The sequence below is a fragment of the Spirosoma pulveris genome (assembly GCF_054781875.1).
This window is the reverse complement of record NZ_BAAGTO010000011.1, coordinates 14,313-26,607: the sequence shown is the minus strand read 5'-3', so window position 1 is coordinate 26,607 and position 12,295 is coordinate 14,313. Positions and strand designations below refer to the sequence as shown.

10 protein-coding genes are annotated in these 12,295 nt (G+C 53.0%); 6 read left to right on the top strand and 4 right to left on the bottom strand.

Annotated features, from left to right (window positions below; genetic code table 11):
- Window positions 1-115 precede the first annotated feature (115 nt).
- The 4 genes from ACYVJM_RS26115 to ACYVJM_RS26100 form a co-directional block, all read right to left on the bottom strand.
- Complete coding sequence (locus ACYVJM_RS26115) at window positions 116-1,012, bottom strand: oxidoreductase (RefSeq protein WP_461151168.1); 897 nt, start codon at window positions 1,010-1,012, stop codon at window positions 116-118.
- Between the two features lie 11 nt (window positions 1,013-1,023).
- Window positions 1,024-1,305 carry a GNAT family N-acetyltransferase gene (locus ACYVJM_RS26110; protein ID WP_461151167.1) on the bottom strand — a complete coding sequence of 94 codons (282 nt, stop codon included), beginning with the start codon at window positions 1,303-1,305 and terminating at the stop codon, window positions 1,024-1,026.
- Window positions 1,306-1,369: 64 nt separating this feature from the next.
- Complete coding sequence (locus ACYVJM_RS26105) at window positions 1,370-1,981, bottom strand: NADPH-dependent F420 reductase (protein WP_461151166.1); 612 nt, start codon at window positions 1,979-1,981, stop codon at window positions 1,370-1,372.
- Between the two features lie 18 nt (window positions 1,982-1,999).
- Entirely contained in the window at window positions 2,000-2,863 is an 864-nt protein-coding gene (locus ACYVJM_RS26100) for a pirin family protein (RefSeq protein ID WP_461151165.1), read from the bottom strand.
- 344 nt (window positions 2,864-3,207) lie between these two features.
- Between ACYVJM_RS26100 and ACYVJM_RS26095 the strand changes: the two genes are divergently transcribed.
- The 6 genes from ACYVJM_RS26095 to ACYVJM_RS26070 all read left to right on the top strand — a co-directional run bounded on the left by ACYVJM_RS26095 (window position 3,208) and on the right by ACYVJM_RS26070 (window position 12,155).
- Window positions 3,208-4,053 (top strand): sugar phosphate isomerase/epimerase family protein, encoded by an 846-nt coding sequence (locus ACYVJM_RS26095; RefSeq protein WP_461151164.1) that lies wholly within the window; start codon window positions 3,208-3,210, stop codon window positions 4,051-4,053.
- A 7-nt stretch (window positions 4,054-4,060) separates the two neighbouring features.
- Window positions 4,061-4,867 (top strand): sugar phosphate isomerase/epimerase family protein, encoded by an 807-nt coding sequence (locus tag ACYVJM_RS26090; RefSeq protein WP_461151163.1) that lies wholly within the window; start codon window positions 4,061-4,063, stop codon window positions 4,865-4,867.
- Between the two features lie 507 nt (window positions 4,868-5,374).
- Window positions 5,375-6,028: an RNA polymerase sigma-70 factor gene (locus ACYVJM_RS26085; RefSeq protein ID WP_461151162.1), complete on the top strand. Its 654-nt coding sequence runs from the start codon at window positions 5,375-5,377 to the stop codon at window positions 6,026-6,028.
- A gap of 43 nt (window positions 6,029-6,071) precedes the next feature.
- Complete coding sequence (locus ACYVJM_RS26080) at window positions 6,072-7,106, top strand: FecR family protein (RefSeq protein WP_461151161.1); 1,035 nt, start codon at window positions 6,072-6,074, stop codon at window positions 7,104-7,106.
- Between the two features lie 27 nt (window positions 7,107-7,133).
- On the top strand, window positions 7,134-10,703 hold the full coding sequence (locus ACYVJM_RS26075) for a SusC/RagA family TonB-linked outer membrane protein (protein ID WP_461151160.1): 3,570 nt from the start codon (window positions 7,134-7,136) through the stop codon (window positions 10,701-10,703).
- An 18-nt stretch (window positions 10,704-10,721) separates the two neighbouring features.
- Window positions 10,722-12,155 (top strand): RagB/SusD family nutrient uptake outer membrane protein, encoded by a 1,434-nt coding sequence (locus tag ACYVJM_RS26070; RefSeq protein WP_461151159.1) that lies wholly within the window; start codon window positions 10,722-10,724, stop codon window positions 12,153-12,155.
- Window positions 12,156-12,295: the final 140 nt, after the last annotated feature.

Below are 12,295 nucleotides of genomic sequence, written 5' to 3'. Positions count from 1 at the left end.
TTCTGTGTAATTTCTCCAAGGAAGCGCAAAACTAGCGCTCAGGAAAGCGGAGGATAATGAGGTATGATAAAAAACGCCATTGATGTACATCAACAAAGCCTGAAAAACACGGATATCAATCAGTTGAAAACGAAACGCCGGTTACTTTCTCGGCGTAGGTCCATAATGTTTCGGCTTCTGCTCTGTTGGCCGCCGTTTCGTTGATGAACGCAGGGGCGGGGTAGCCTGTCAGTTCTTTTTCACCATCCGGACCGTAATATTCTCCTTTGACAGCCTCGGCCGACGTAGCGGCAAAGAGAGCCGGTAAGGCGCCCTGCCAGGGGTCCATCACCTCGTTGTAGGTGTTCAGAGCCGTGGCATCAATATGCCGCTGTAATCCGGTTCGGACAATGCCCGGGTGGGCCGCCAGGGAATATAAATCCGCGTCCGTATGGTCCATTTTTCGTTGCAATTCCAGGGCAAACAACATGGCTGCCAGTTTGCTTATCCCGTATTCACGAACGGGATCATACGATTTTTCTGAACGCAGGTTGTTGTAGTCGATACCAGTTGCCCATTTGTAAGCACCGCTGCTCAGCGTAACGACCCGTGCCCCGGACGTCTGTTTCAGCAGTGAATACAGATGACCCGTCAGGGCAAAATGCCCAAGGAAATTAGTACCAAACTGTAGTTCATAGCCATCATCGGTCAGGCTTGGGGGCGGCATCATCACCCCGGCATTGTTGATGAGAATATCCAGGCGAGGATGCATGCTCATGTAAGCCTGCGCAACTTGTTTTACCTGCGCCAGATTAGCCAGGTTCAGAACAGTTGTTTCGATACGACCTCTTCCCGCCAACTTCTTCATGTCTTCGGCAGCCTGTCTAAGCTTCTGTTCATCACGTCCTGCAATGGTTACGGTAGCCCCGGCCTGGTACAGAGCTACCCCCATTTCGTAGCCTATCCCCGAATTTCCGCCGGTAATCAGGGCCTGCTTCCCATCCAGATCAGGAATATTTTGGGTTGTCCACATGGTTTTGATAGTTAAAAGAGCACATCCTGATAAGCAGGCGTTTTGTCAAATACAGCCCTGGCGAAGGGACAGAGCGGCAGTATTTTGAGTTGTTTTTCGCGGGCAAACAGAACGGCTGCCTGCACCAGTTGTTTACCAATACCCTCGCCTTTCAGGGCGTTACTGACGCCGGTATGGTCAATAATTATTCGCTGATCGCCCGACCATACGTAGGTCATTTCGGCTTCTGTTTTACCGTCCACGGCTACGTAAAACAGCCCTTTTTGTCCGTTGTCTTTGTGCTGAATCTCCATATACAAGTAGTGTTGGTCTGTGCGTTGCAACAAGCATTGGACTACTTTCAGCGTAGTCCAATGCTTACCGATTAACCTTGATAAGTTCAATACCCGATAAGGCACCACCCACATCCTGAAGGTGACCGCCCTGGCTGAAGGAGCCTAGATCAACTGACTCGAACCCCATGGCTCGCGTGATGTCGGCCACGGTACTTTTTGCTTCGGCATCATCACCACTCATGATAATGACCGAATGGCCCAGGCTAGTTTGCGATGGCTTGGCCAGGGTAGCTGCCGGGAGCGTATTAAACGCTTTAACAACCCGCTGCGCAGGAAAGATGCTTGCCACGTATTCACCCGTTGGTTTGCCCCCGGTATCGGCCAGTCGGAAAGGGCTGACCGAGACGATATTATTGGTGGCATCGACCAGGATTTTTCCGCTATACCCCTGTAATTGGCTGGCCAGATCCGGTAACTGTGTCCAGGGAACGGCGATAAACAAAACGTCTGCCCGGGCGATGGTTTGGCTAAGGTCAGCGGCCGTCAACGATCCGCCAATGGACGTCACTACCTCTGTCAATGACGCTGGCCCCCGACTGTTGGTGATCAACACCGGGTAGTTTGTTTTGGCCAGATGCGTTGCCAGTCCAAGGCCAATATGACCTGAACCGATGATGCCTATGATGTAGCTCATGCTTGTTTTGATTAGAAATTAATAAGTCAGTTTCTGGGTGTCAGATGCCGCAGCGATGTGTGTCATTCTCCCATTTCTGTATTGTTTATACAAATCAGCGATCTCGGTCTGGGTGTCGGCAATGAAGGGTCCGTAAGACACGATGGATTCGTGGGTTGGCTCGGCCGCATACAACACGAAACGTACCCCGTTTTGGCCCGCCAGTAGGGTTAGATTACTGGCCTCTTGGGTGTCGAACATATCCAGCCAGGCTACCTGATCCTGGTTTATGTCTTTACCCGCAATCTGCACCGAGCCGCTGATGACATACAAAAACGCGTTGAAATGGGCCGGAAACTCAACGCTGTTGTCAACGCCTGCCTGCATGGTAAACTCAGCGACAATGAGTGGCGTGTAGTTTCTGATCGGGGAGTGAATACCGGCCAGTGTCCCGCTGTAAAGTCGCATCGTGACACTCTCTTTGTCCAGTACCGGTACCTGTTCGGCTGGCAACAGCTGAATGCGGGGCGTAACCCAGCGATCTTTTCGGGGGAGGTTCAACCACAGTTGGAACAAACGCCCCTGGGTCGGGCCATCGATTGTTTCGGTATGCACGGTGCCGCTCCCGGCTGTCATGAGCTGGAAGTCGCCCTTTTTCATGGATTCCAGCCGCTCCTTTATCTCGCCATCAACCAGCAGAGAGACCGTTTCAAACCCGGCATGAGGGTGTGGTCCACCGGCCGGTTCGTCGTCTTTTTTGTCCAGCCAGTCGTCCATCAGGAAAATGAACGGATCTGTTTTCTCGAAGCCGCCCGTTACAACGGTACGTGCCACATGACCAGCGCCCAGAAAGCCCTGTTCGTTGTGCGGTGTATATAGTCGGGAAACCGTCCTTTGTATCATCACATTTGCTCGTTTTATTCGGGAGCAAACTTACCGGTACCCGCCACGGCCAGCCGATGAGGTATGGTAATTAAAACTGTTGATGTAGATCAATTGACAGCACCAGGCGGCTCTTAATCCGGGAGCTTGCATCAATGGGTTCAGTCTTAAATCCGGGGCACCCGCCAAGGGATGTTGGATACGTTTGGCGCTTTAATAGTACTAAAGTGCATAGGGTATCAACTGATCGGTTTACTGATAATAGGGTAAAAACGAACGGATATTCGCTTGAGAAGGACAACAGGCCTGGGCACTTGTCCGATAGCCCCGCCCGATCAGTTCGTTTGCTTAACCAGTTACAATTCATGAAAAACAGTTTATTTGCTCTCGCTATTCTGCTGGGTCTGGGTTCGGCTCAGGCGCAAAAAAAGGTGTTCCCGCAAACACCCGGCATGGTGTCCTATACCTACCGAAACAGTTTTCAGAAAAACGTAGCCGCCACGCTCGACACTATCAAAGGGCATGGCATCACTGATATGGAGTTCTCCAATCTGTTCGGTAAAACGGCTGCCGATCTTCGTAAACTACTTGACGAACGCGGTATGAAATGCTCTTCTTTCGGAGTAGGTTATCCCGATCTGCAAAACAAGCTTGCAGAGGTAGGCCAGAATGCCAAAACGCTCGGCGCCCAGTTTGTGCGGGTGGCCTGGATACCGCACCAGGGGCCGTTTACGCTCGATATGGCAAAGAAAACCGTCGATGAATTCAATCGCTTTGGCAAACAACTGAAGGACGAATACGGCATTACCTTCTGTTACCACAACCACGGATACGAGTTCGAGAAATACGAAGACGGAACCCTGTTCGACTACATCGTCAGGAATACCAACCCCAACTACGTGAGCTACGAACTGGATATCCTCTGGACGGTTTTTCCGGGACAGGACCCCGTTGCCCTGCTCAAAAAATACCCAAAGCGTTTCAAGCTGATGCATTTGAAAGACCTTCGCAAGGGTGTCGTCGGTAATTTATCCGGCGGGACGCCGGTTGAGAACGATGTGGCTTTGGGAACGGGCCAGATTGACCTGCCGGCCGTTTTACTGGCTGCTCAGAAAGCGGGTGTTCAGCATTATTACATTGAAGACGAAAGCCCCAGCATTGCTACCCAGGTGCCGCAGAGCATCGCTTACCTGAAAGACCTGAAAAAATAACTGTCCGATGCCAATCAAATTTTATGCCCCCGAATGGGGCAACACGCTGCCCTTTCCTATGTTCTGCCAGCGTGTAAAAGCGGCTGGTTACGACGGTATAGAGATGGCGTTACCGCTTGAGGCCGATGCCCGGCAGGTCATCGTTGATACCATCCGCGAACATAATCTTGAGTTCATTGGTCAATACTGGCAGTCGTTCGAGCGCGATCTGGATGAACACGGCCGGAACTACGAAAAATACCTCCGTAATCTGGTTGAAGCACAACCGCTGTTTATCAACTGCCAGACCGGCAAGGACTACTTTTCGTTCGATCAGAACAAACAGCTTTTTGACATCGCCAGCCGGGTTTCGGCCGAAACGGGCGTCCGTATCACCCATGAAACGCACCGGGGGAAGGCCCTTTTTGCTGCCCATATTGCCCAGAAGTACCTGACCGAATTGCCCGACCTGCGCCTTTGCCTCGACATTTCGCACTGGTGCAACGTTCATGAGTCGCTGCTGGATGATCAGACCGATGCTGTCAGTCTGGCCATTGCCCATACCGACCATATTCACAGCCGGGTTGGGCATCCGGAAGGGCCGCAGGTCAACGATCCCCGTGCTCCGGAGTGGGCAACGACGCTCAGCACACACCTGGCCTGGTGGGATAAAATTGTTCAGACACATCAGGCGGCTGGTACGCAGCTTACCGTCACGACCGAATTTGGCCCGGCCACCTATATGCCGGTTATGCCCTACACGCAGTTGCCCATTGGCGATCAGTGGGAGATAAACGTATTCATGATGAACCTGCTGAAAGAGCGGTATGCCTGATTGCTTTTCTGACAGGCTGAGCAGGATTCACATGTCAATCCTGCTCAGCCTGTCAGAAAATACCTTGTTCTAGTCAATAAGGCTAATTTTACTCCTTAGTATGCTGCCCGTTCACGTACTTACGGGCCGTCTCGTTTTCTCCACGACTAAACAACAGGATTGAAGCGCCATGCAGATGGCCTTTAACCAACAGGTTACCCTGCCGGATGCTGTTTATTCATCAGGGGCTATCCGGTCGTATCGTAAAAATGCGTTGGGATAAAGTTGTCTATTACAGGCTTGTCCAGACGCTGCTCTGACGGTCGCTATGTGCAAACGGTTGGTCGCTTTTGTGATGGCCGAAGCATTAGCTCCACCCATCGAGGAGTAAGAGCTGACACAAATTCCGTCAATCTCCGTAACTAAACTAGTTTGTGAAGAAATCAGGAAAATATTTAAAAATAGACAGGGCCTGACTAAGGGTAAGTTCAACGATCCGTGTCATTCAGGTAATTGACCGCTAAACCAATGACTGGATCTGAAGGCAAACCTATACTGAACCAGGACCCTTATCGACAACCGATACTCTCCAACTCAGAACGGACGACACCGGTTGTTGATAATGAACATATTGTTCGGGTGGCCTTTGCCAGCTCCCCCGAAAAAGGGTTTGAGACGCTGTTCCGGCTTTATTTTCGACCCCTGTGCAGCCACGCCGTGCGTTTCGTGTACACCCGGGAGGTGGCCGAGGACATCGTTGGCGACGTGTTTTATCAACTCTGGAAGTCGGGGAGCTACGCTACCGTTCAGCACAGCTACCGAACGTATCTCTATGCGGCCGTCCGGCACCGGGCATTCAACTACCTCCGCGATGAATTAACGGCCAGCCGTACCCCCGCTTCACTCGATGACGTGGGTGATACAGGGCAGGATGAAACGCCCCAAACACTCATCGAGTACGATGAGACGTTTCAACGGATCGAAAAAGTAATCCATGACCTGCCCCCGCAGTGCCAGCGAATCTTTCTGATGAGTCGGTTTGAGAATCGGAAAAATCAGGAAATCGCCGATGAACTCGGGCTGGCACTCAAAACCGTCGAAGCACATATGGCCCGCGCCCTTCAGCAACTACGCCGGGTGTTCATGCCGATGGGCCTGCTACTTTTTCACTTTCTTCACTAAGGGTAATCCGCCACGCTTGTGTCCAACAGGCAAATAGTTGTTCATGGAAGATCTCATCAACAAAGCGGTTCTGTTCGACTATTTCTCGGGTCGGGTGAGTCCGTTACAGAAAAAATCAGTTGAAAACTGGCTGTCTGAACTGGATAATCGGGAATTATACTACCAGTGGCTGCACGAGTGGGAAATGAACCGCTTACAAACGAATGCCGACTGGCAACTCGTCTACGAAAAAACAGCAAAGCGGATCAACGAAACATCGCCCGTTGCGGAGGAGCAGGAACCACCCCCGAAATCCGGGATAAGTCGTCGTTTGGGGAGTTGGGTAAGCCGCAGCGGTCTGCTGGCGGCATCCGTAACCTTGGGAGTATTGGCCGGTGGGTGGCTGTTTCGTGATGTGTTGCTGTACGAAACCGTTCGAACCGGCTTTGGCGAGACCCGCAGCCTAACCTTACCCGATGCCTCGGGGGTGACTCTGAATGCCAATTCAGTGCTGCGCTTCCCCCGGTTTGGATTTGGCGAATGGACAGTAGCCACCGATGCGGCCCATAAAAATCCGCGTACGGTAGAGCTGACCGGCGAAGCCGACTTCTCCGTTCGGCATCTGCCCAATCATCAGCCATTTGTTGTACGAACGCCTAAAGGACTGAACATAACCGTGTTGGGTACGCAGTTTACCGTTTTCAGTCGCGAACGTGCTACGCGGGTGGCGCTTCGGTCGGGGCGGGTGCAGTTGATGACTGAACAAAAAAATGGAGCTCCGCTCATCATGTCCCCCGGCGATCTGGTAACGCTCAACCGGCAGGGGAAATTGGCACTAACCCGAACGGCGCACCCCGAAATTATGGCCGCATGGAAAGATCATCGATTTAATTTCGACCAAACGTCGCTGCGGGAAATCGCCGAAATTCTCCACGAAAACTACGGCCTGACCGTAACTCTCGCGACATCGCACTTGGCCGGTCGTACTATTTCGGGCTCGTTCACAGCCCGGAATGCCAATGAGTTGCTGAAGTTGATTGCCCAACTGCTGCAAGTCAATTACATCCGCGAAAATGACCGCGTGTCTTTTACCGATTAACGCCTATCACTAAATCTAACCACGTAAATGATGTATTCTGTACGCTTATTGACGGTTTTCCTGCTTAGTTTACAACTGGCAGTGAGCCATCCCGGACGGGCTCAATTTCTGGCAACGGCCAAATCGTTTACCCGAACGACGCATCAGGTTGTGAGTCCGCAGGCGATTCAGCTTCGCGAGGTGTTGAACCAGTTTAAAGTACGTTATCAGGTCGATATTCTGTTCGAAGATCGACTGATCAGCGACCATCTTGTCAATCCCGCCAGCGTAGATCCGGCGGCTTCTCTGGAAAGTAACCTGACCAGCGTGCTAAAGCCTAAAGGGCTTCGGTTCTCGAAAGTAAAGCCGGGCGTTTATGTCGTTCTCGCGGATAAAAAGGGTAGTAAACCAACGTCGGCGGTGGAGATGCCGCTGCTGCAACTGGCCGCCGTTGCCAGTAACGGCCAGTCGGAAATCAACCAGATTGGGTCGCTGCAGGTGAAAACCGTAACCGCTGTTGCGGCCGATCAGGCCCTAAGCGGACGGGTTACCGATGGCGCAACCGGCAGTGGCCTGCCCGGTGTGAGTGTAGTCGTGAAAGGCACCAGCCGGGGTACAACTACGGATGGCGAGGGCAACTACCGGGTCAATGTGCCGGACCAGAATGTGGGCAATACCCTCACGCTCGTGTTCTCCTTCATTGGCTACGCTACTCAGGAAGTTCTTGTTGGAAACCGAAATTCGGTCAACGTGACACTGGTCAGCGACAACAAGACCCTGAACGAGATTGTCGTAGTGGGCTACGGCACGCAGAACCGGCGGGAACTGACGGGCTCGGTTGCATCCCTGCAAACGCAAAGCATCAAAGATCAGCCCGTTACAAACGTAGTAGAAGGGCTCACGGGACGGATGCCGGGGGTATTGATCCAGCAAAATACCGGGGCGCCGGGCAATGCACCGTCCATCAAAGTACGGGGACTGGGTTCCATCAGCGCGGGCAACGGGCCGCTGGTTGTCATTGATGGACAGCCGCTTAATTCCGGTAGCCAGACCAACGCTGGTGGCCTGAACCAGCTTAATCCCAATGATATTGATAAGATAGACGTCCTCAAAGATGCCTCAGCTACTGCTATCTATGGCTCGCGGGGGTCCAACGGGGTGATTATGATTACCACCAAACGCGGTAAATCAGGGCAGACACGGATCAACTTCGATTACTATACCGGTACGCAGGAGATCAGCAAGAAAATGGAGATGCTGAACGCACAGCAGTTTGCCGAATTTTCGAAGCAAGCCTTCAATACGGCCTATCTGGAGCGAGTGCCGGGGTCGTCGGTTAATGACCCCAATAGTGTGCGTCCGGCGGGGCAGCGGTACCGCTACCCAAGGGGTGAGTTTACCGGGGTAAACTTCGATGATCCGGCCAGCCTGACCACCTATGATTACCAGGATATGATTTTTCAGCGAGCGCCAATCAGTAACTACCAACTGTCGGCATCGGGCGGTACCGAAAAAGTGCAGTACTTCATCTCAGGAAATTACCTCAAGCAGGATGGTATCATCAAGAAATCGGGCATCGACCGGTACACGGTGCGCTCTAACATCGACGCCCAGCTTTCGTCTAAACTGAAAGTGGGCTTGAGTTTCAGTCCGACGTTCATGGCCGAAAATCGGGTCAATTCCGACGGGCACTGGGCGAGCAACGGGATAATTAATGCGGCCCTGTCGCTGCCGCCATTCATTCCCATTTTTCAGGCCAACGGCACGACCTATAACTCACAGTCGTTTTACGCGGCTCCGTACGACTGGCCCGGCATTACTAACCCGGTGGCGAACATTACCGAAGTCGACAACCGGGTTACGCAGCTTCGGCTTCTGGGAAATGCTTACGCCGAACTGTCGATCTGGAAGTCGCTCCGCTACCGGGGCACCATCGGGGGCGATCTGAACTACCTCCGCCAGAATCAGTACCAGACCTCTGCCATTGTCCTGAACCAACTGCTGCCCCCAAACGTCAGCACGGGTTCGGCGTATACGAACCAGAATATCAACTGGGTAACGAACCATACGCTGAGCTACACGCTCGATCTGGGCACAACGCATCATATGGATGCACTGGTGGGGCTGGAGTCGCAACGGAACGACTTCGAGGAAAGCCAGATTACCGCCAATAATTTTCCGAACGATATTGTCAGGACTGTCAATGCCGGTACCATTACCGGTGGAACATCGACCCGCAACCAGTGGTCGCTGGCGTCGTACTTCGCCCGCGTCACGTATAGTTTCAAAGACCGCTACCTGTTCAACGCATCCGTCCGGCGCGATGGCTCGTCCCGCTTTGGCGAAACCAGTCGCTTCGGAACATTCCCGTCGGCATCGGTGGGCTGGCGGGTCATTGAAGAGCCCTTCATGAAAACGATACCCGTTATCTCGGATTTGAAACTACGGGCCAGTTACGGTCTGTCAGGAAACAACGCGTTTACCAGCAACTACCCGGCCATTGGCGTATTGAGCAAAGACAACTACGTGCTGGGCAATGCACTGGCAAACGGACTGGCAACGAGCAGTATCGCCAACCCGCAACTCGGCTGGGAACGGAGTCGCCAGACCGATGTCGGGCTTGATCTGGGCCTGTTTCAGAACCGTATAAATTTCACGGTGGATTACTACAGGCGCATCACGACCGATCTGCTGCTACAGGTACAAGTGCCCACGCTGACCGGCTTCTCAACGGCCGTGCGTAACATCGGGCAGGTAGAAAACAAAGGGATGGAGTTTGCGCTGTCGACGCGGAACATTAATGGCTCCGGCACCGGCTTCACTTGGACCACGGACCTTAACCTGTCGTTTAACCGTAACAAAGTGCTTGCTCTCGGACCCACGGGCGATGCCATTCGGAGTGGTACGGGTGTGGGTGAAACGAATATCACCGTGATCGGGCAGCCACTCGGCAGTTTCTACGGCTATCAGCAACTGGGAATTTTTCAGAATCAGGCCGAACTGGACGCCTATCCGCACTTCGCCGACAGCCGCCCCGGCGACGTGAAATTTGCGGATGTAAACGGCGACGGCAAACTAACCGCCGACGACCGGACGCTGATCGGTAACAACCAGCCCGATTTCATTTACGGCATTACCAACTCGTTATCGTTCAAAGGCTTCGACCTGAACATCGTTGCGCAGGGTGTACAAGGCGGTCAGATTCTGAACCTATCCCGTCGATTCTACGAAAACCTGGAAGGCAATGCCAACTCGCTGACGACCGTGCTGGGTCGCTGGCAGTCGGAGCAGAACCCCGGCGATGGCAAAACCCCACGGGCCAATACTCGCTCGACGGGTAACAACAACCAGGTGTCAAGCCGATGGGTGGAAAGTGCCACGTATTTCCGGATCCGGAATATTACGTTGGGTTACAACGTGCCGCGCACCTTCCTGCAAAAGATAAAAGTCCAGTCGCTGCGGGTGTATGCCGGTGTCCAGAACGCCATTACAGTCTCCAAATACCTGGCCTACAACCCCGAAGTGAGCGGCTACGAAGGTCCTCTGACGGGCGGAGTGGACTATGGTTCCTATCCGCTGGCACGTACCTACACCATTGGTTTAAACCTGGGCTTTTAATCCTTCTTTCTGAGCATCATGAAAACTAAGTATATTCTTGCCGGCCTGTTGACCCTGAGTATGACCGCCTGTAAAGAGCAGTTTCTAAACCTTTCTCCGGTTTCGGCGGTGGGCACAACGTCCTTTTTTAAGTCGCAATCCGATGTGTTGACGGCCCTTAACGGAGCTTATGGCGCTTTACAGGCCGGTGGTCAGTACGGGCAGTTGTACGTTGTGGCCGAAATTCCATCCGACGATACCACCCCGGTTCTGTCTGGTTCGGTGACGGATCAGGACGAGTTCGACAAGTTCTATGTTCGTACCACCAACCCCTTCACGCTGGCTCGCTGGAGCGATGGCTACCGGGGTATTTACCGGACCAACGCCGTGATTGAGCGAATCGCCGGTATTACGATGGACGAAACCCTCAAAAAACGCATCGTTGGTGAAGCCAAATTTCTGCGGGCGCTGATGTATTTCAATCTGGTACGGGTTTTTGGCGATGTGCCGCTCGTCCTGACAGAAATCACCGATCCCTTGCAGGGCTATGAATATGGCCGGGCTCCCGTAGCCGATGTCTACGCTCAGATCGTTAAGGACTTGACGGATGCCGAAGCGGCCCTGCCCGTTTCCTATACCGGAGCCGATGTAGGGCGTGCTACGAATGGTGCGGCCAAAAGTTTGCTGGGTAAGGTGTACCTGACACAGAAACGGTATGCCGATGCCGCTGCCAAACTGAAAGAAGTGATCGACCGGGGCACGTACGCCTTACAGCCAAACTATGCCGATCTCTTCAAACCGGCCAACAAGAATGGACGGGAGTCGATCTTCGAAGTGCAGTATAAGAAAGGCAACATTGGCGAGGGCAGCGGTTTTGCCAATGCCTACGCCCCGGAAAACTCCGGCAACGCGGTCATTGCCTTTGGTGGAGGTGGCAACAACCGGCCAACGCCCGATCTGGACAATAGCTACGAAGCCGGTGATCCCCGCCGAAATGTGTCACTGGCCAGTAGTTACGTAAACAGCAGCGGGGTTAAGGTCGATTATTATTACATCAAAAAATACGCCGATCCCCCAATTGTTAACGGCGATTCAGAAGATAACTGGTACGTGCTGCGGTATGCCGATGTGCTGCTGATGTACGCCGAGGCACTTAACGAAACGGGTAAACCCGCCGAAGCGCTGCCATTTTTGAATCAGATTCGGAAGCGGGTTGGGCTGGCCGATAAAACCATCACCGCCCAAGCCGACATGCGGCTGGCCATTGAGCAGGAACGTCGGGTCGAGCTGGCGTTTGAGGGGCACCGCTGGTTCGATCTGGTTCGAACGGGTAGAGCCTTGCCGGTCATGCAGGCCAAAGCGGCTACGATTGGTATCAAAACGGCCCTGACCGAGAATAACCTGATCTTCCCGATTCCCCAAAGCCAGATTGATATCAACCCCGGTAAGATAAAACAAAATCCAGGGTATTGAGAGCCGACTTAGGTAGCGCGGGTTTTTATCCGCGCTACCTAAGTCGGCAAGGTTACTATCAATGGTTTGTGACGTTGTCAACTGAATCCACAGTTCTCATTCCCTAAGGCCCGGCATACGCTATGCCGTTATCCGATGAC

What these genes read in the sequence shown, in the direction of transcription:
- ACYVJM_RS26090 (WP_461151163.1), top strand. Translation starts at nt 4,061, where the DNA reads ATGCCAATCAAATTTTATGCCCCCGAATGGGGCAACACGCTGCCCTTT.
- ACYVJM_RS26100 (WP_461151165.1), bottom strand. Translation starts at nt 2,863, where the DNA reads ATGATACAAAGGACGGTTTCCCGACTATATACACCGCACAACGAACAG.
- ACYVJM_RS26080 (WP_461151161.1), top strand. Translation starts at nt 6,072, where the DNA reads ATGGAAGATCTCATCAACAAAGCGGTTCTGTTCGACTATTTCTCGGGT.
- ACYVJM_RS26105 (WP_461151166.1), bottom strand. Translation starts at nt 1,981, where the DNA reads ATGAGCTACATCATAGGCATCATCGGTTCAGGTCATATTGGCCTTGGA.
- ACYVJM_RS26095 (WP_461151164.1), top strand. Translation starts at nt 3,208, where the DNA reads ATGAAAAACAGTTTATTTGCTCTCGCTATTCTGCTGGGTCTGGGTTCG.
- ACYVJM_RS26085 (WP_461151162.1), top strand. Translation starts at nt 5,375, where the DNA reads ATGACTGGATCTGAAGGCAAACCTATACTGAACCAGGACCCTTATCGA.
- ACYVJM_RS26110 (WP_461151167.1), bottom strand. Translation starts at nt 1,305, where the DNA reads ATGGAGATTCAGCACAAAGACAACGGACAAAAAGGGCTGTTTTACGTA.
- ACYVJM_RS26070 (WP_461151159.1), top strand. Translation starts at nt 10,722, where the DNA reads ATGAAAACTAAGTATATTCTTGCCGGCCTGTTGACCCTGAGTATGACC.
- ACYVJM_RS26075 (WP_461151160.1), top strand. Translation starts at nt 7,134, where the DNA reads ATGATGTATTCTGTACGCTTATTGACGGTTTTCCTGCTTAGTTTACAA.
- ACYVJM_RS26115 (WP_461151168.1), bottom strand. Translation starts at nt 1,012, where the DNA reads ATGTGGACAACCCAAAATATTCCTGATCTGGATGGGAAGCAGGCCCTG.